The organism is Psychromonas sp. KJ10-10, from assembly GCF_047323245.1.
Classification (GTDB): Bacteria; Pseudomonadota; Gammaproteobacteria; order Enterobacterales; family Psychromonadaceae; genus Psychromonas.
Map to the genome: position 1 here is coordinate 3,774,500 of NZ_CP178826.1, position 18,866 is coordinate 3,793,365.

Annotated in this window: 19 protein-coding genes and 4 pseudogenes; 9 read left to right on the plus strand and 14 right to left on the minus strand. The window is 37.1% G+C overall.

The genetic code is table 11. The features are described from left to right. Positions 1–31 precede the first annotated feature (31 nt). On the plus strand, positions 32–718 hold the full coding sequence (locus ACLKMH_RS21660; RefSeq protein ID WP_413699918.1) for a response regulator transcription factor: 687 nt from the start codon (positions 32–34) through the stop codon (positions 716–718). After that, positions 715–2,133: an ATP-binding protein gene (locus ACLKMH_RS21665; protein ID WP_413699919.1), complete on the plus strand. Its 1,419-nt coding sequence runs from the start codon at positions 715–717 to the stop codon at positions 2,131–2,133. The genes ACLKMH_RS21660 and ACLKMH_RS21665 overlap by 4 nt, the downstream gene beginning before the upstream one ends. 66 nt (positions 2,134–2,199) lie before the next feature. Here ACLKMH_RS21665 and ACLKMH_RS21670 read toward each other — a convergent pair whose 3' ends face one another. From ACLKMH_RS21670 to ftsY, 6 genes and pseudogenes are all read right to left on the minus strand, one after another. Beyond that, positions 2,200–3,027, minus strand: coding sequence for a prephenate dehydratase (locus tag ACLKMH_RS21670; protein WP_413699920.1), 828 nt, complete (start codon positions 3,025–3,027; stop codon positions 2,200–2,202). A gap of 113 nt (positions 3,028–3,140) precedes the next feature. Continuing rightward, positions 3,141–3,990: pseudogene (gene rpoH / locus ACLKMH_RS21675) on the minus strand (RNA polymerase sigma factor RpoH). A gap of 86 nt (positions 3,991–4,076) precedes the next feature. Further along, a complete protein-coding gene (locus ACLKMH_RS21680; protein ID WP_413699921.1) occupies positions 4,077–4,400 on the minus strand; it encodes a hypothetical protein in 324 nt (107 codons plus the stop codon). A 529-nt stretch (positions 4,401–4,929) separates the two neighbouring features. Then, a complete protein-coding gene (gene ftsX, locus ACLKMH_RS21685; RefSeq protein ID WP_413699922.1) occupies positions 4,930–5,763 on the minus strand; it encodes a permease-like cell division protein FtsX in 834 nt (277 codons plus the stop codon). Positions 5,764–5,910: 147 nt separating this feature from the next. Then, on the minus strand, positions 5,911–6,591 hold the full coding sequence (gene ftsE / locus ACLKMH_RS21690) for a cell division ATP-binding protein FtsE (protein ID WP_413699923.1): 681 nt from the start codon (positions 6,589–6,591) through the stop codon (positions 5,911–5,913). Positions 6,592–6,593: 2 nt separating this feature from the next. Further along, positions 6,594–8,349, minus strand: a pseudogene (ftsY, locus tag ACLKMH_RS21695) (signal recognition particle-docking protein FtsY). A 99-nt stretch (positions 8,350–8,448) separates the two neighbouring features. Here ftsY and rsmD point away from each other — a divergent pair. After that, complete coding sequence (gene rsmD, locus ACLKMH_RS21700) at positions 8,449–9,054, plus strand: 16S rRNA (guanine(966)-N(2))-methyltransferase RsmD (protein WP_413699924.1); 606 nt, start codon at positions 8,449–8,451, stop codon at positions 9,052–9,054. A gap of 2 nt (positions 9,055–9,056) precedes the next feature. Then, a complete protein-coding gene (locus ACLKMH_RS21705) occupies positions 9,057–9,320 on the plus strand; it encodes a DUF1145 domain-containing protein (RefSeq protein WP_413699925.1) in 264 nt (87 codons plus the stop codon). A gap of 44 nt (positions 9,321–9,364) precedes the next feature. Here ACLKMH_RS21705 and ACLKMH_RS21710 read toward each other — a convergent pair whose 3' ends face one another. From ACLKMH_RS21710 to ACLKMH_RS21740, 7 genes are all read right to left on the minus strand, one after another. Beyond that, positions 9,365–9,601 (minus strand): YecH family metal-binding protein, encoded by a 237-nt coding sequence (locus ACLKMH_RS21710; protein ID WP_413699926.1) that lies wholly within the window; start codon positions 9,599–9,601, stop codon positions 9,365–9,367. 137 nt (positions 9,602–9,738) lie between these two features. Then, positions 9,739–10,071, minus strand: a complete 333-nt coding sequence (locus ACLKMH_RS21715) for a YdbL family protein (protein ID WP_413702437.1) — start codon at positions 10,069–10,071, stop codon at positions 9,739–9,741. A 53-nt stretch (positions 10,072–10,124) separates the two neighbouring features. Further along, a complete protein-coding gene (locus ACLKMH_RS21720; protein ID WP_413702438.1) occupies positions 10,125–10,292 on the minus strand; it encodes a YnbE family lipoprotein in 168 nt (55 codons plus the stop codon). Between the two features lie 32 nt (positions 10,293–10,324). After that, on the minus strand, positions 10,325–11,542 hold the full coding sequence (locus ACLKMH_RS21725; RefSeq protein WP_413699927.1) for a YdbH domain-containing protein: 1,218 nt from the start codon (positions 11,540–11,542) through the stop codon (positions 10,325–10,327). Between the two features lie 16 nt (positions 11,543–11,558). Further along, complete coding sequence (locus ACLKMH_RS21730; protein ID WP_413699928.1) at positions 11,559–12,275, minus strand: hypothetical protein; 717 nt, start codon at positions 12,273–12,275, stop codon at positions 11,559–11,561. 60 nt (positions 12,276–12,335) lie between these two features. Next, positions 12,336–13,295 (minus strand): KpsF/GutQ family sugar-phosphate isomerase, encoded by a 960-nt coding sequence (locus ACLKMH_RS21735; protein WP_413699929.1) that lies wholly within the window; start codon positions 13,293–13,295, stop codon positions 12,336–12,338. Positions 13,296–13,604: 309 nt separating this feature from the next. Continuing rightward, positions 13,605–14,357 (minus strand): DeoR/GlpR family DNA-binding transcription regulator, encoded by a 753-nt coding sequence (locus tag ACLKMH_RS21740; protein WP_413699930.1) that lies wholly within the window; start codon positions 14,355–14,357, stop codon positions 13,605–13,607. A gap of 334 nt (positions 14,358–14,691) precedes the next feature. Between ACLKMH_RS21740 and ACLKMH_RS21745 the strand changes: the two genes are divergently transcribed. The 5 genes and pseudogenes from ACLKMH_RS21745 (at position 14,692) to ACLKMH_RS21765 (ending at position 17,853) form a co-directional block, all read left to right on the plus strand. Next, positions 14,692–15,102, plus strand: a complete 411-nt coding sequence (locus ACLKMH_RS21745; protein ID WP_413699931.1) for a Gfo/Idh/MocA family oxidoreductase — start codon at positions 14,692–14,694, stop codon at positions 15,100–15,102. Beyond that, positions 15,099–15,731, plus strand: coding sequence for a Gfo/Idh/MocA family oxidoreductase (locus ACLKMH_RS21750; RefSeq protein ID WP_413699932.1), 633 nt, complete (start codon positions 15,099–15,101; stop codon positions 15,729–15,731). Before ACLKMH_RS21745 ends, ACLKMH_RS21750 begins: the two co-directional genes overlap by 4 nt. Positions 15,732–15,746: 15 nt before the next feature. Beyond that, positions 15,747–16,219, plus strand: a pseudogene (locus tag ACLKMH_RS21755) (heme-degrading domain-containing protein). 373 nt (positions 16,220–16,592) lie between these two features. Then, a complete protein-coding gene (locus tag ACLKMH_RS21760) occupies positions 16,593–17,090 on the plus strand; it encodes a DUF2867 domain-containing protein (protein ID WP_413699933.1) in 498 nt (165 codons plus the stop codon). Between the two features lie 30 nt (positions 17,091–17,120). Then, positions 17,121–17,853 (plus strand): annotated as a pseudogene (locus tag ACLKMH_RS21765) (SDR family oxidoreductase). A 113-nt stretch (positions 17,854–17,966) separates the two neighbouring features. Here the strand turns inward: ACLKMH_RS21765 and ACLKMH_RS21770 are convergent. Further along, a complete protein-coding gene (locus ACLKMH_RS21770; protein WP_413702439.1) occupies positions 17,967–18,716 on the minus strand; it encodes a DMT family transporter in 750 nt (249 codons plus the stop codon). Positions 18,717–18,866: the final 150 nt, after the last annotated feature.

The window sequence follows — 18,866 nt, forward strand, 5'->3', positions numbered from 1 at the left end:
AACGATAATATAAAAGGGGCTAGCAAAATCAATGAAGATATTAGTGGTAGAAGATGAGCTACAAATTGCCGACATTGTACAAAGCGGATTGTCTGAAAGAGGCTTTGAAGTTAGCGTATTTAGCACTGGGCACTTAGGTTTTGAAGTCGCAAAATCTGGCGAGTATAGTGCAATTGTCCTTGATATCATGTTACCAGGGAGAGATGGTCTCGATATTTTGTCATCACTACGAGCTCTTGGAAATCAGACTCCTGTGTTATTACTCACGGCACGCAATGAACTTGGAGATAGAGTTCATGGTTTAGAGCTAGGTGCAGATGATTATTTAGCGAAGCCTTTCTTTGTTGAAGAGTTAGTAGCAAGAATCAATGCCCTATTGAGACGTCAATCGGGTGAGAGAGAGCATATACTTGAAGCCGGAGCTTTAATTTTAGATTGTATTAAACGACAAGCTAGTTGCAATGGAGAATCAGTAAAACTAACCTCTCGAGAATTTACACTTTTAGAATATTTAATGCGCTCGCCAAAACAAGTTTTTACCCGTGGACAGATTTTAGAGCACGTATGGGGATACGATTTCGACCCATTAACCAATGTGGTTGATGTTTGTGTTAAACGGATCCGAGAAAAAATTAAGGCTATCGACATTAATGATCAAGTAGGATGGAAAATAGTTGCAGTTAGAGGCACTGGATATAGACTAGTGCCATGTTCATGATGACCTTTAAAGCGCGACTATTTGCAAGTACGACTGCAATTGTTGCATCGGTTTTAACCCTGGTAATGCTTCTTGGCTGGTCGAGAGTAATGCAGTTTGAAATTGCTCGTCTTGATACTCAGTTATGCATAGAAGCTAAACGCATTGCTTCTCCAGATTATGGGCAATCACTTTCAGTTCGATTATCAGAAAATTTGGCCAGTAAATTACGAGTGGACTCTGAATCTCAATTGCAGTGGTCGATTCAGAGAGAGAATACATCATGGGTAGCATCTTCTCTTTGGTATAAACAATTACCTACTAAAGAGGTGCAATGGTCTTCCCCAAAACCAGTACCAAAAACCTATTCAGCTAAGATTGAAAACAGACAATCTCTACCTAAAAGTCAGCGAGTTGAAACATGTCAGTTAAGTACGTTTGATTGGCAACAGAAACAATGGCGTGCGAGCCTTTACTCAAAAAATGGCGTAAGTACCATTATTGCAGTTGATCTAGCTGTAACAGAAAATGAATTGCAACAAGCGATTCATTCTATTTTGTATTGGATTTTACCCTTTGCTTTACTATTGAGTGCCTTAAGTGCATGGTTGATCGCAAGCATGACAATGCGCCCGATAAACAGGCTTACTGATGCGATGAAAAGCATCACGCAAAAAGATCTCAATCAACGCTTGCCAACTTCGGGTGAAGATAAAGAGTTTGCCATACTCATTGAAGCCTATAATGATATGTTAGAACGCTTGGAACGAAGCTTTCAACAAGCGTCTCGATTTTCTGCCGATGCGACTCACGAACTAAAAACGCCACTAACTATATTACGTGGACGGTTAGAGCAAGCGGTAAATAATTCAAATCCTGCCTTATTAGATATCAATAATTTACTCGATGAAGTGGGAACACTCTCTGCCATCACTCGTAAGCTACTGTTACTATCACAAGCCGATGCTGGAACACTGGCTATCCAATATCAAAACATTGACCTCACATTACTACTTACTGAATTGTTCGAAGACGTAGACCTAATTAATGACCAAATTACTTGGGATACAAATATAGAAACAGCTCTAGAGGTACAGGGTGACTTAGTGTTGCTTCGCCAACTAATCAATAATTTGTTTAGTAATGCTATTCGCTATCATCAGCCTAACTCTGTTATATCGATCAAAGCTAAGCGAATTAAAAGTGGGGTAGAGATAATTTTTGGTAACAAATGCATCTCGCTAAACTCAGAACAACGCTCACAGATGTTTGACCGCTTTTATCGTGGCAGTTATGCCACAGATAACGTTAAAAAAGGAAGTGGTCTAGGTTTAAGTTTATCCCGTGAAATTGCAAGATCGCATCATGGAGAATTAACTTTGCTTGAGTCTAATGCCGATGAAGTGCATGTGAGGCTATATTTACATCAAAAATAGCCTCAAATAAACAATTTTTATTGATTTACCCATTAAACGAAGAGGATTGATATCATTGCTATTAAGCTAGTTAGCTTTAATATAAGAACCAATTACGGTAACTGGATATTGCGCTTTTATCTGCTTTAAAGCGACATCAATATTTTCATCAAGTTGATGACCATCAATATCAATGAAAAAGTGATATTTACCAAATTGTGATTTGGTTGGGCGAGACATGATTGAGGTTAAATTAACTTTTTGCCCCGCAAAAGCATTAACAATATTACCTAATACCCCAGGACAATCATTGTCATTTTTTACCACTAAACTGGTTTTGTAGGATTCATTTTCAAGGCGAGGTTGGGACTGTTTAGATAACACCAGAAAACGGGTTTGATTGTTCTCATAATTAGTCACGTTTTTATTAATTAAAAAATGACGGTTAACCATTTCTAAAGCATGCAACGGAATAATCGCTCCAGCCCCCTTACCTTTGTTTTCAGCCAGTAATAAAGACTCAATATTACTTTGTGTATTATGTATTTTTACGCCACTTAATTGATTAATAAACTCAGAGCACTGACCGTGTGCGACAAATTGCACATACAGGTCGCTTAATTCAGAAAGTTGCTCACAATCGCCCACAAAGGAAAATTGAATTGATAATAATAACTCCGAGACTACAACTAAATCAGTGCTTAATAAATGGTCTAAAACAACCTGAACATACCCTTCAGAAAGGTTTTCAATAGGTAATACACCGTATTCACACTCATTACCAATTGCATTAAATGCATCAGAAAGAGATGAATAATATTTGATATTAAAGGACTGGGTTTGTGATTTGATATATTGCTGTGTAGCTAAATCTGAAAAGGTTTCTTTTGGGCCAAGAGTTGCAATGTTAAGCATAAATTACCAAAGAGCTATATAAAAAATGCCCCTATTTTAAAGGGTATACAGAGGAGATACAAAATAAGTTTAACAGGAGATCAAAAAAGGTGAGTTAAACTCACCTTTTAATTTTATGCAAAATCCATATTACCTTGCAATTTCTTAATGGCATTATTCTCTAGCTGTCTTACACGTTTCTGCAGAGATATTATATCGCTCAGCTAATTCATGTAATGTTGCTTTAGGTTCATTTAACCATCGAGCACTGACTATATCCTGGCTTCGTGCATCAAGCGTAGAAAGTGCAGAATAAAGCTTATTCTTCATCGTTAGTTGTGAACTTTCAGCTTCATATTGTGATGCTACGTCAGCGCTTTTATCTTCAAGATATTGTATAGGCGCATAGTTATTTTCATCGTCATCGTCACTAAGATCAAAAGATTGGTCTTGACCATTTAGTCGAGATTCCATTTCTAATACATCTTTTGTTGTCACATTAAGATTATTTGCTACATTTTCAACTTCTTCTTGGCTGAACCAACCAAGACGTTTTTTAGCTTTACGTAGATTAAAGAATAATTTACGTTGTGCTTTAGTGGTCGCAATTTTTACCATGCGCCAATTACGGATAACATATTCGTGTATTTCCGCTTTAATCCAATGTACTGCAAAAGAGACAAGACGAACACCCACAGAAGGATCAAAACGTTTTACCGCTTTCATCAAACCAATATTACCTTCCTGGATTAAATCAGCCTGTGGCAAACCATAACCTGCATAGCTTTTAGCAACATATGCAACAAAGCGTAGGTGTGACATAACTAATTTTTTCGCGGCTTCTAAGTTGCCATCATTAAATAGGCTTGTTGCTAACTCTTTTTCTTCGTCAGCAGTAAGCATAGGAAAATGATTGACCGATTGAACATAGGCTTCAATACTTCCTTGAGGAACTAAACTCATCGAATTTATTGTGCTACTCATGTTTCATCCTTATATGTTTCTTTTATAGACTGTGTTACTTAGTACGTCATTATATAGTAGAAGTTCAATAAAAAAACAATAAAAAATTAACTAGCTAGTAATAATTGCTTGTAGTTAGTGTTTTTGAGACGACGCGTCAATAAACGAGAAAAGCAATACTCACCAATTGTATTATTTTTAATCATACTTCTGAAGTGTAAAGAATCTAATACGAACTCAACACCATTAATTAATTCAAAAAGGGCATAACCTATCACTGTATTGTTTAAACGAATAACTAACAATTCTTTACTATTTTTTATCAGATTTCGAATTGAATCACTTAATGAGTTTTGCATAGTCTCATGGATAAGTGTTTGACAAATAGGAGAAAAAATAGAGGTTATTTTTAAATCAATAGTTTTATGCATATACTCTCTCAAAAGACCAAATAAACATTTTTTTTGTGACCAATGCCTCATATTACACTTAAAAAAAGAGATCAAGTAATGATCTCTTTATCAAAAGTAAAAATAATAGTTCAAATTATATGCTTATTGCGATAATAAAAAGACAATAATCACAATAAAGAATCGCTTTATTTAACCTCAGTTCGGGATAATACCAATTCCGTTAATTTAATGATCAAATATTACGCAGAAAAAAGAGCTAGTTTAAGGCGGAAGTTGCTGTAAATGGTTGCTCCCTTTACAAGACTTCCAACGCAAAAATAGCTTATTTTAACCAGTAAGATTGATCACTTATTTAGTGGAATTGGTATAATGAAAGCACAATTTAATATTGAATCAAAAGCTTACAATAAAGCTCTATACAGTGCTGTTAGTTTTGGGGAGTTCAAGTCAAATCATCCTAACAATAGCTGGCTATTGCTAGGATGATTTAACGCAGAGATCTGCGCAAAGAAAGGTATTGTATTGTTTTGCTTATCTCGAGTTGAGGCTATTTAGGCTCTATTTTTACCAAATATTGTTTCACAGAAATATAAGAAGCAATAAAAGCTAAAAAGGTAGCAACACCTAATAAAATAACAACTTCATCAAAGGTTAATAAGGAAACCTTAAATTGTAATTGGTATAAGCCCATTAAACTCATCACACCATCCTGCAACCAAGTGACCATGACAAAGGTTAATAGCCACGCAACCGCTCCACCTAATAAGCCATACCATGCACCAATATAAAGGTAAGGAAGCTGAATAAAGCTATTGGTTGCTCCAACTAATTTCAACACTTCGATTTCGTCGCGCTGATTAAGAATATTTAGACGAATAGTATTACTCACGATTAATAAAACAGAGATCAGTAATAACACTGCAATCGCAATCACTATATCAACCATTAAGGTTAAAATAGCCTGTAGCTTTTCAATCCAGTCGACATCGACCCTGACCAGGTCAATACCTTGTTCTCGTTCTAGTTTAGCGACTAATAATTTACTGCCAGCAGAATTCATCGCCTCCTTGGTTGGTACCACCACTAATACGGCAGGCAATGGATTTTCATCTAGATAATTGAGAGCTTTAGAAAACGAAGACATTTCTTTAAATTCTTCAAGGGCTTGATGGCTTGAAATATAGGTAACAGAGTCAATATCGTTATAAAGGGCTAACTTATTGATCAAAACCTGAACTCTTGGCTCTGACATATCTTTTTTAAGAAAAAGACTAATTTCAGATGCACCATCCCACTGCCCTGTTACGCGTTCAGCATTTTTATATAAAAGGTGGAATACGGTTGGTAAAGATAATGCGAGTCCTAATACACAAATCGTCATTATTGTCGCAAAGGGTGTTTTCCATATTTCAGAAAAGTCGCTAAAAACTTGCTGAACATGCTGATTAATACCCGCTGAAACACGCCCAAAAAAGAAATTTTAGTGATGCGAGGAGAGCCAGATAATACTTTCTTATTTTCCATTCTATTAGCCATTGCGTTCTCTCATTAGTCCATCATTTATCATTTCACCATTTTTTAAGGTTAAAGTACGGTAACGCATTTTAGCGATTAAACCTAAATCATGGGTCGCAATTAAAACGGACATACCAAATTCATTTAAAGACTCAAATAAACTTAAAATTTCTAGGGATAGTTTAGGATCAAGGTTACCTGTTGGCTCATCGGCTAACAACAAAGGCGGTTGATTGATAATGGCACGAGCAATACCAACACGTTGTTGTTCTCCACCCGATAAGTGGATAGGCGCGTAATCTTCTTTACCCATTAGCCCCACTTTATCAAGGGCGCCTAAACTGCGTCGCTTAATTTCATAACGACTATAGCCTTCTATCAATAACGGTAAACCAACATTTTCTAAGACACTACGATTCATTAATAAGCGATGATCTTGAAAGATCATGCCAATATGACGACGTAAATAAGGAATATCATTGCCTTTAATATGGCTAATATCATTGCCATTTAATACGATACGGCCAGTTGTTGGACGCTCCATTAAACTGATCAGCTTTAAAAGTGTACTCTTACCCGAACCAGAATGTCCCGTTAAAAAAGCCATTTCTGCCTGTTTCAAATGAAAGTCAACGTCCTTTAGTGCGACCTGATCACCCGGATATATCTTGCTAACCTCTTCAAATAAAATCATGTCTAATTTTCATCCTTTGAATTTTCCTCGTTAGAGAATAATGCATCGATAAATTCTTTTGCATTAAATTCACGCAGATCATCAATGCCTTCACCCGTACCAATATAACGAATGGGCAATTTAAATTTATCTGCAATTGAAAAGATGATGCCACCCTTTGCTGTGCCATCTAGCTTAGTTAATGTAATACCAGTTAATCCAACAGCTTGATTAAATAGGTTAACTTGACTGATTGCATTTTGACCTGTACCAGCATCAATCGTCAACATAATTTCGTGAGGAGCAGTAGTATCTTTTTTGCGCATAATACGAACCACTTTACTTAACTCGTCCATCAAGTGATCTTTATTTTGCAAACGCCCCGCAGTATCCGCAATTAATATATCTGCACCACGGGCTTTTGCAAGATCCATCGCATCAAACAATACGGATGCACTATCAGCACCTGTTTGTTGAGCAATAACAGGAATATTATTTCTTTCACCCCAAACCTGTAATTGTTCAACGGTCGTCGCTCTAAATGTATCTCCGGCGACTAACATCACTGATTTACCCTGGCTTTGATACTGTTTAGCCAGCTTACCAATAGTTGTTGTTTTACCAACACCATTTACACCAACCATTAAAATAACGTAGGGTGATTTAGCCTTATCAATTTCTAAGGGTTTTTCTACTTCTTTTATTATTTGAAATAGTTCATCTTTTAATAAACCGTATAATGCATCTGCATCTTTAAGTTGTTTTCTATCAGCTTGTTCCGTCAAACTGTCGATAATTTTTAATGAAGTATCAACACCAATATCAGCAACAATTAATTGTTCTTCTAATTCTTCGAATAAATCGTCATCAATTTTTTTCCCTTTAAACAAAGAAAATAAACCGCTACCAATACTTAATCTTGTTTTAGTTAAACTGCGTTTGAAGCGCGCAAAGAAGCCTAAAGGTTTTTCTGTTTTTTGCTTTTTCAGCTTCTAGCTTCTCAGCCTCTAGTCTTTCAGCCTCTAGCCTTTCAGCTTCTAGCCTTTCAGATTCTAGCCTTTCAGCTTCTAGCCTTTCAGCTTCTAGCTTTTCAGCCTCTAGATTTTCAGCTTCTAGCTGTTCTAGTTCTAATCTTTGAGCTTCTAATCGTTGAGCTTCTAACTGTTCTGTTATACGTTTTTTTGTAGCTTGCCTTTTAGCTTCGCGCTCTTCTGCTTCAAGCTTTTCAGCTTCTAATTTTTTAGTAGCTAACTTCTCAGCCTCCAGCCTTAAAGCTTCCAGCCTTTCAGCCTCTAGCTTCTCAGCTTCTAGCTTTTCAATGGCTAACCTTTCAGCTTCAAGCCTTTCAGCTTCTAATTTCTCAGCTTCTAGCTTCTCCGCTTCTAACTTCTCAGCCTCAAGCTTTAAAGCTTCCAGCCTTTCAGCCTCTAACTTTTCAGCCTCTAGCTTATCAGCCTCTAATTTCTCAGCTTCTAGCCTTAAAGCTTCCAGCCTCTCAGCCTCAAGCTTATCAGTCTCTAATTTCTCAGCTTCTAGTTTTTCTGCTTCCAGCCTTTCAGCCTCTAGTTTTTCTGCTTCTAGCCTTAAAGCTTCCAGCCTTTCAGCCTCTAGTTTTTCTGCTTCTAGCCTTAAAGCTTCCAGCCTTTCAGCCTCTAGTTTCTCAGCTTCTAATTTTTCAGCTTCTAATCTTTCGGCCTCTAACTTTGCGACCTCTAGCTCTTCTGTTTCTACTGTCGATTTTTTTCCGAACCAGGAAAATATGCCTTTCTTCTTTGCCATTAATTAAAAACCTTACTCACAACCAACTGACCTGCTAAAATAGCAAACCTTGAAAAATTGGTTACTATATTAACACTTTATCGCCGGACTAAAAATTATATGAGTCGAAATCAACACACTAAATCCACTGAAAAAAGTAGAAAACCGATCAAAGGCGGGTTTATTCGTCTAATATCAGGAAAATGGCGTGGAAAAAAACTTCCCGTTAAAGATATCGAAGGGTTACGCCCAACAACGGATCGCACAAAAGAAACATTATTTAATTGGCTAATGCACGATATTAATAATGCAAATTGTTTAGATTGTTTTAGTGGAAGTGGAAGCTTAGCCTTTGAAGCATTATCTCGTTTTGCTAATAAAGTTACCTTACTAGAAAAAGACAAAAGTGTTGTAAAACAGCTTCAGGAAAATTTATCCGTGCTTAAGGTCGATAATGCCGAGCTAGTATCAACCAATTCAATTGATTATTTAAATCAAAAAGCAACACAACAATACAATATTATTTTTATCGATCCGCCTTTTAATAAAGGTTTAATTCAACCCTGCTGTGATGCTTTACAGGCAAACGGCTATTTAGCGGAAGATGCACTAATTTATATTGAAAAAGAAGTTGAGTTAACCAACATTACCCTGCCGAGTTCATGGAACTTATTAAAAGAAAAAAGTACAGGTCAAGTAACTTACCAATTATACCGCCAAGGATAACCATGAATTATTTTCTTACATTTGCAAAGATAGTGATGCTACTAATTTGGGTTTTACTACTTTCCAACTTATTTTTTCCCTTTCCGGGCAAAGCTGAAATTGTTTTTTATTTATTATTAGGTTTTATGATTTTTATGCACCTGATTCAATTATTAATGATTTATGGCGCTTTTTCTGAAAAATTGAAATTAACTAAGTCTGAGGCACTACAAATATTTATTTTTGGTGTGTTTAAATTATGGCAAATTAAAGAACGTATCAAATAATTAATTAAAGGTGCGCTATCAGCGCACCTTTAAGCAAGAGTATTCTAGCAAAGATGCTCTTCAGGCATGCTCATTCCCTGCTCTGACTCTATAATTTTTCCCTTTGATGCTAAAAATTCGATTAAATCATCAGCTGTTAAATCACTCCCCATACAGGTATGGAAACGAGCCTCAGCGCCAAATTTAGAGGCTATTTCAGACTTAAGTTCAACTTTATTGTAACTTTTTCCTGATGTTGCCATCATCTCCATCACCTGATGGCCGTGAATAGATTCGCTCATTTCTTATCTCTCGTTTTGTGTTAAAAATTGCAAATAACTATAACCAAGTAAAAAACTCAAGTATTGATATGAAACAAAACGATATGAAAGAAAAAGGCAAATATCCTAAAAATATTTGCCTTTTTCTTAGGAAGATATTATTTGACAACCCATTGCCCGGAAGCATTTTGAATATATTGTCCCGCCACTGTCTTTTGAATAGTTTTTTCGCCCGCTAAAACCGAAACTTGGTTAACTGTCATGCCATTTTTTTCGGCAATTTCTGAATATTTAGCTAAGCGTAAAGCATTTATTTCTTTTACTAATGCTTCGACTTCTGCAGAGCTTTCTACAACGCCTAATAAACCATTAGTTTGTTCGCCAATTAACCCTTGCTCTTTTGCATCCGATAGTTCGATAGCAAAGCTTGAAAATGCGAATAATAAGGTGCATAAAAGGAATATTTTTTCATTACTCTCTCTCTTTATAATATTTTAATGGTTACTCATTCAGTATTAACAACCGACTGATTTTCTTCGCAGGATTAAAATAGCCCACTTTCATCATCAAATAAATCATCAAGTTCTTTATCAACTTTAACCCGTATTTCATGGTCTACTTTGACATTTAAATTTATGGTAATGGGCTTGTCCGGTACGGCTAATTCGATGCGGGGAGTACACGCAAACAACAATAGTAGACCAGTCGCCATTGAAATGTTGAGCAAATATGTTTTAGCTGGCACTAATATCTCTCCTTTATATCGCGCGCTAACTCGTCGTTAAAGCGTAATGATTTTAATAGTTGTAAAATATTCTCTTGATGAGTGTAATTAAAGTGAACCGGTTGTGTACCACTCACGGTGGGACTTAACCCTTTTATTTCCACTTTTAAATCGCTCTCACCATCACTAGTATAACCTAACTTACCAAGCATAGTATCAAACTGAAAATTAGATAATATTTGCATGGTTAATGAAAAAGCAGGATTTGCGCGTCCCATTGCTGTAATCACCGTATTTTCAGGCACTTTAATATAGCCTCCTGGTGCACGAGCAAAAATGATACCTTCAGTTATTTCAGGCCCATCATCGGTTAATTTCAGTGGTAACATCGCATCTATAATGCCCTTACTGGATATTTCTGGATAAGCACTATATTTAATTATCTCTGCAAGACTTATTCCACTAACGTTTAAGATAGTTTGACTCGGAGCAGATATTTTAAAATCATCAAAATCAACGCGCCCGCCTAACAGACGAGCTTTGAAATGCTGTATCAATGCATCTCCAGCTTCAAACTTGCCATCAACCTGTACCGACTGAATAGGCAAACCAACAAATAAGTTGGCGATATTAACCTGTTGTTTATCTTCTAAAATAGACAGATTTTTTTGTTTATCAAACAAGTAATGTAAATGACTATCTAAGGTCAACCCATCAAAAAGAATCTCTTCATGTTTCCCGGAAATATCATCACTGACCACATCACTATTAATCATCAAAGTATTTTTCACAGGGTGATATTGCAACAAAGCCTCAAATTGAATATTTCCCGATTCAATGGTTAATGCCGTTAACGGTTCCAAATAAGGACGACTTGCCTCAATTAATGATTTTACCTCAATATTATTTTCCTGAATCGCTAAGGTGAACAATTCAGGTGTTAATAATACCTTACCAAACAATTTTTGATTTAAACTACTTAATTGCCAATCCACCAGCAGATCCTTTTCAGTACCCGAAGTATTCACTAGCGCATAAAGTGCTGGTAGCTTTTGTTTATCAATACGAATCCGTTGACTTTGCCCGCGTACAACTTTAGTGAGTAAGTAACTGCTTCCTACCCTGATTTGTAAAGCAGACTTTTCAATTTTCTTTTGCCCATAATGAAAGACAATGTCATCACTATTGTTAATTTTAATATAATTTGTTTGCCAATCTTGCTCCTCGGAAATAGGCATTAAGATATTTTTTGCATTAACGGCAAGTTTCGATAGTGTTAGTTTGCTGTTTTAAAATATCTACACGTCCTGCTACTATTAAGTCAGCTTGTTTAGAGAAATCACCAATGTCTCCTTGCCAACTTGCCGTAAATTGACCTGTTTGCCACTGATTAAGATCGCTATCATAAGTCAGCAATAAATCATGATTTAAAAAATGCGCCTGTTGCGCATCTAAATGAATATATTGTGGTAATTTATCTAAATGAATATTTGCTTCAGCAGTAAGTTGTTTAGTAAGCAAATTCAAACGAATGTTCCCCTGAAAAGCCTCATTATTAAAAATAACAGAGAACTGAGAATCGGATTTTTTAATCGATAATTGGCTCGCTAGAACAACTTTGAAAATGTCAGAGGTTAAATTAATTTTTTGCACATCAAAGATAAGATCTGGCAAAGCAATAAGCTGGCTTAATAATTGGGGAATTTGTTGTAGTGTGGTGTTTGTCTGTGTCTTGGCTTGAGTATCGGTTTGAGTATTTGGACTTTCACTATGAACACATGAGAAATCCCAGTTCACTTCTGCAATCTTGCCTTTTATTTGTACTTTTTTCTTATCGACTTGTAAATCAACAATTTCATTCTGAGGACAAGTTTTATCTAGTTGTAACCTTTTTATGTTCATATTAGCAGTCAAAAAAGGTAACCAATCAAACTGCTCAGTACTTTCTGCAAGCGCAGAAAGACTTGTCATCAATGCAATACAAAAAAGGAGAATAACTCTCCTTGCTTTGCCTATTCTATGCATAAAATATTATTGACCCCATTCAATAATACCTTGTATTTCTTTGCCATTTTCACTAACAATCAACCATTTAATATGTTTTTCACGCATAATTTCCTCAGCTTCTGATAAGCGCGCATCAGGCGATATAAAACAAGGGTTACTGTTCATCAATTCGCTAGCAACTGATTCATTAATGCTTTTACCTGATAATAAGAAACGACGTAAATCGCCATCACTTATCACACCTTGTAGCTCATTATCTTTCATTACTAATGCAAGACCTGTACGTGTTTCTGTCATAATAAACAATGCATCGGTTAATGATGTATTCGCTTCAACAAAAGGTAGATTCTCACTGCGCATTTCATTTTTAACAAAGGTTAATAAACGACGACCTAAACTGCCTCCTGGATGAAAGCGTGCAAAATCCATTGGTGTAAAGCCTTTTTCTAAGGTCGAAACAGAAGCAAGCGCATCACCAATAACTAAAGTTAAGGTAGTTGACGTTGTTGGCGCTAAATTATTAGGGCAAGTTTCTTTTTCGACACTCGCATCTAAAACCACATGTGAGTTTTTAGCTAATGATGAGTTTAATCCACCAGTGATAGAAATAATTTTATTTCCAAAGTGTTGCAGTGATGGAATGATTTTTAATAACTCATCGGTCTCGCCACTATAGGAAATAAGTAATAAAAGATCATCCTTAGTCACCATGCCTAAATCACCATGGAAGGCTTCTCCAGGATGTAAGAAAAATGAAGGTGTGCCCAGTGATGCCAAACTTGCAGATATTTTTTTACCAATATGACCCGACTTCCCCATGCCACAAACTATCACACGACCAGAGCAATCTTTTATAAGCCCTAACGCTTTTAAATATTCATCACCGAGTGCCTTACTATGCCTTGTAATCGCATTACTTTGCACATCAAATACGGTACGAATTTCAGTTAATAGTTGTTCATTAGAAAGAGAAAATTGGGTCATAAGAATTCCTTAAAGTCAGTAACAGCAAGTGTACTTATGTTTAACCTTTTGGGGAAGAGCAAGGCAAAGATTAGTTTTTAGTGGTTAGAGTTGAGTGCTTAGAAGTTAGTTGATTTTGACTAGCCATATCATTAAAACCTTCTAAGGTCTTTGTCCAATGGTGAGCCAAAATGCTAACTCGTTTTCGCAACAAGTGAGTTACCGAACTAACAAACCCGTGACTATAATAATAAAGCATTATCACTTATGAGTGATCTTTTGCTCTATGCAATCATTCTCACGACTTATGCATTTAAGTATTTTTCTTCATTATTCATTTATTATAATCAGCTCTACGTCATGTATTTCTATTTGCTTGACAATATTCTCCGGTGGGCGCTGATCTGTGACAATAAAGTCGATATCAGACCAAGTGCAAGATTGAAACATCAATTGAGTATTAAATTTATTCCCTTCAGTAATACAAATCACCTGTTTAGCTTGCTTAGCCATCGCTATCTTTAGGTTAGCGTCGGTTTCTAAATCGGTGCTTATCCCTGATTCTGATAACGCACTCACACCGATAAAAGCCTTATTCGCTTGAAACTTTTTTATTTGCTCAATGGTCATGTCACCTAGTATCGCGTGTGAAAAATCATCGAATGTACCGCCAAGCACGCACTTTTTTATATTCGCTTTGTTACTGAGTTCGTTTAAACACTCTAATGAGTTAGTGATAACGCTTGAAGAAACATCAAGATAAAAAGCTAATGCAGATCCGGTGGTACCTGCATCGACAATAATAATGTCGTGCTCTTTCACAAGAGAGGCTCCAAATGCGACAAGTTTTTGCTTGATAGGGTCAGACTTCGACCTTTGATAATATGACAGACTAACTTTTTTCTCGTCTAAGATTGCTCCGCCTCGAATACGCAAAATACCTGGGCGAGAAGACAGTTTTACAAGATCTCTTCTGGCAGAGTCATAAGAAATGCCATAGGCGTGGCAGATCTCTTCTATCGTGATCTTGCCATGCTGTTTTATATGCTCTTCTAATGCTATCAATCGTTCTTCTTGGGTCATAGCCAACCTTTCCATTCAGACTTTAGGCAAGCAGTATAACTTAATATTTTCATCAAAACACTTCCCTTCACTTATCATCACTTACAATTCCATACTACAGGTAAATTCAAATGGAGCAGTTATACTTTTAATTAAATACACTTGAAAAGACGTAAGCAATAATGCATTATAATTATTAAAAACTAGTTTTTTATCTTCCTTGTAAGCGTTTGTAATTAAATTTAAGCGAAGCACCAATCATGTACTTATGAGTCATTTTACCCAATAAAATGACATCCACTGAATCGTAACCCTACAGCAGAGTGGTTACCCAAAAAAATGAGAGTTAGACAGTATGGCTTATACTCCAATCAAAACCGCCGTTATTGGTTACGGATTTTCGGCTAAAACATTCCACATCCCTTTTATCAGCACCTTGCCTGAGTTTGAATTTACAGCTGTGAGTACCAGTAATGGCGATCTTGTAGCCAAAGACTGGCCTAATGTACAACACTACGATTTGGGAAGTGATTTACTTATTAAGTCTGACGCTGAACTTGTGATCATTACTGCGCCTAACGAGGTGCATTTTGCTTTAGCTAAGCAAGCGCTTGAGAATGGCAAACACGTGATTATTGAAAAGCCATTTGTTACCAATGTAGTGGATGGTGAAGCGCTAATTGCATTAGCAAAAGAAAAGAAACTAGTATTGAGCGTCTACCACAATCGACGCTGGGATGGTGACTTCCTAACAGTAAAAAGATGATTGAGGATAAACGCTTTGGTGATCTAAAGCATTTTGAATCCCATTTCGATCGTTTCCGCCCTCAAGTTCGTCAACGTTGGCGTGAACAGGCAACTAATGGTGGCGGTATTTTATTTGATTTGGGGTCTCACCTTATCGATCAAGCACTGGTTTTATTTGGTATCCCTGATTCCATTACCGCCCAATGTGAAATTATGCGCGAAGGCTCTACCAATGTAGATTACTTTAACCTTGTTCTGCATTACCCGAATCAATTAACGACTTTGCACGCAGATCTGTTTAGCGCGGGCTTAAACAAACGTTTCACTCTAAAGGGAACAAACGGTAGCTATGAAAAATACGGATTAGACCCACAGGAAGAGCGTTTGATTGCAGGTGCATTACCAAATACCCCTGAGTGGTCGGATGAAACACCCAAGCAATACGGTCAGTTTTATAGCGCAGATAACGTGGAAACCATTGCGACCGAACGTGGTTGTTATCAGCAATACTTTCAACAGATCGCGCATGCTATTCACATCAATGTGGCGCCACCTGTCAAAGCAGAAGACTCGTTATGGAATATCAAGCTAATCGAGCTAGCAATGGAAAGTAGCCGTTTAGGCAAAACACTACCAGTAAATAAGTAATGAGCGGTGCTATCAATGAATCATGACATTTTATCAAAGCTTTTAGCCCAAGAGACAGAGTTGCAATTAACCCAGTTTAACAATGATACAGCATGGGAACTGGGTTCTGCGCTAAAACTAGTGGCGGAAAATATTTCAGCGACAGTGACCATTGAAGTTTACGCATTTGAGCGTGTGCTATTTAGCTATGCGATGGCTGGAACAAGTATGGATAATCAGGATTGGGCAAGACGAAAGCGCCAATCGGTAATGCGCTTTGGGCACAGTTCTTTTTACCTTGGCCAGTACAATGCCGTCAAACAACGAGAGTTTGAAAAACAGCTACATATCGACGCCAAGCAATACTGCGCTCATGGAGGCGCGTTCCTATTCGCCTTAAAGGCAGTGGTTTAATCGGAGCAATCACAGTGTCTGGGTTAGCACAGGAAGATGATCATAATTTAGTGATTAGCACACTAAGACTGCATATTGAGAATGCAGTAATCTAGATTGGAAACATATTTAACGTCCTTATATGAGTATTGATTCAAACTATCGGTTCAATTTTGCCCAGATCAACAAACTCATTTTGTTCGCAATTCGGAGAACGTGAGTAAAAAATACCGCAAGTACTGAGGCGTTCAGTGCCCTTGACGTATATGGACTCCACGTAATTTGCAATTCTAGGCTAGTCACTAAAGTTGCGGAGTCCATACATCGAGTTACAGAACTAAAAATAAGTGAGTAGAGTAATGTTCGCTTTCGGGAAAAACCAAGCCTGATATTTTTTATATACTATGAGTAAATCTGTAGTTGCCTTTACACCGTAAATACTGAATGATTCTGTCTAATAATACTTTTATTCTTTTTGATGGAGAGTTTATGCCTATACCCACGAAATCAATATTGAGCGAGTATTCAAAAGGTTCATATTTCGAAGATAGCTTTTCGAGAAGAATAAAAAACAATAACCAAACAGCTATTGAAGTATTTCTTGAAATAGTGAATCAAACGCCTACTTGGGTTTCATTTCTGATGTCCATGAGAAACTGGGTTGTATCTAAATTCGGCTTGAAAAATTTGGGTGCTCTACAAGACGTATCCCAAGATAAGTCAAGTTCAGAATATTTAGTAGGTGAACGAATCGGTATTTTTACGTTGGTCAGTTTAACTGAGAATGAAATTGTATTAGAAGACCGTGATAAACACCTTAATGTCCGAGTTTCATTTCTAGTTGAGTCTGAAGGGGAAACTGCAATCGTTCATGCAAACACCGTGGTTCATGTGAACAATGTATTTGGTAAAATCTATATGTTCTTCGTAACTCCGTTTCATAAAATAATAGTACCGAGTACCTTGAAAGGGCTAGAGCAGGCATAATAAAGCGTTTAAACGGCAAATGGAGCTTCCATGAATTCAATCGTATTAGTAACAGGCGGATCCAGAGGAATTGGAGCGACAACAGCAAAGCACCTTGCTAAATTAGGTTACACTGTTTGCGTTAATTATATTTCAAATGAAATAGAAGCGAATTATGTGGTAACTGAGATTGAAGATAGTGGTGGCAAGGCAATTGCTGTACAAGCTGACGTATCAAATGAAAATGATGTGATCCGTTTATTTAAAATCATTGATAACTCCTTAGGTAAAATTACACATTTAGTAAACAATGCTGGCATTTTATTTACACAAAAGCGTGTCTCAGAAATGTCTGCGGAGCGCATTAACAAAGTGTTATCGACTAATGTTACTAGCTATTTCTTATGTAGCAAGGAAGCGATTAAACGGATGAAAAATGGAGGCTCTATTGTAAATGTATCATCGGTAGCATCTCGTTTAGGCTCTCCCTCAGAGTATATTGATTACGCAGACTTCTAAAGGTGCCATCGATACTTTTACTACAGGGCTATCTCTTGAAGTTGCAAAGGATAACATCCGCGTTAATTGCGTTAGACCTGGATTTATCAATACAGAGATGCATGCTGATGGGGGTGAACCAGATCGTATTGAGCGAGTGAAAAGTTTAATTCCTCTTCAACGTGGTGGAGAGCCTGAAGAAGTCGCTTCATCGATTGCTTTTCTTTTATCAAAAGATGCATCTTATATAACTGGAGCATTTATTGATTTGGCAGGAGGCAAATAAACCGTTTAACAAGAAGTTAAAGATCAACCTCTAGAATATATACGCCATTAAGTTATTTAAGCTTAAGTTGGCAATTACCCATTTGCTTACTGATTTGTGGTAGCTATGATTTTTCAATCAGAAACTCTTTTGCGCGTTAGCGCTATCCCTAAAATTATTAATAACATGGCCGCTAGGCTGTGCCATTCAATTGCTTCGCCCAAAAGAAGCGCGCCAGTAAAATAGGCAACGATAGGAATCACGTAATTAATGTAAGAAAGGAACGTTGGACCTGCCGTGGCGATAACTGCAAACAACAGCATGGTGGCAAACGCTGTCGGGCCGATACCTAACCACAACATGGATAATATGGCTTTTAAAGAATAGCTTTGTTGCCAGGGTAAATCTTGCCATAGCCACAATGGCACTATAGCGATGCTGGAAATAATCATCACGCCAGCCGCCGTTACAACAGGGTTATAGGAGGGTAATCTTCTCACTAAAATAGCATTTATCGCATAACTAAAAGTGGCAAGTAAAATCAATAGGCCACTCAGTAAATTAGTGTGAGTTCCTACTAAGGATGGCGAAAGTACAATCACTACACCAGTAATACCTAACACAAAGCCTAATATTTTAAAGCGATTAAGGCTTTCTCCTAACACAAAATAATGTGCTAAAATCATTGTCGCCAGTGGCATAAATGCCATCAACAGTCCCGCAATACCTGAGCTAATATCCTTCTGACCTGTAGAGATCAGAAGAAATGGTAACAAGTTCCCCATAATACCTAGCAGTAAAAATATCGCCCAAGCCAATGGTTCGGCAGGTAAACGCCAACCTTTGGCATACATAAAGGTAGTTAGGATAATCGCGCAATCAATACTCTAAGAGAGACTATACCCACAGGGCTAAAGCTTTGCAGTGAGACAGCGGTAAACATAAAAGACGTCCCCCACAGCAGAATGAGTAACAACAGAGAAAGCCAGTCTTTAAAAGTAGGAGTGTAGTGGTGAGCCATGTGTTTAATCCAA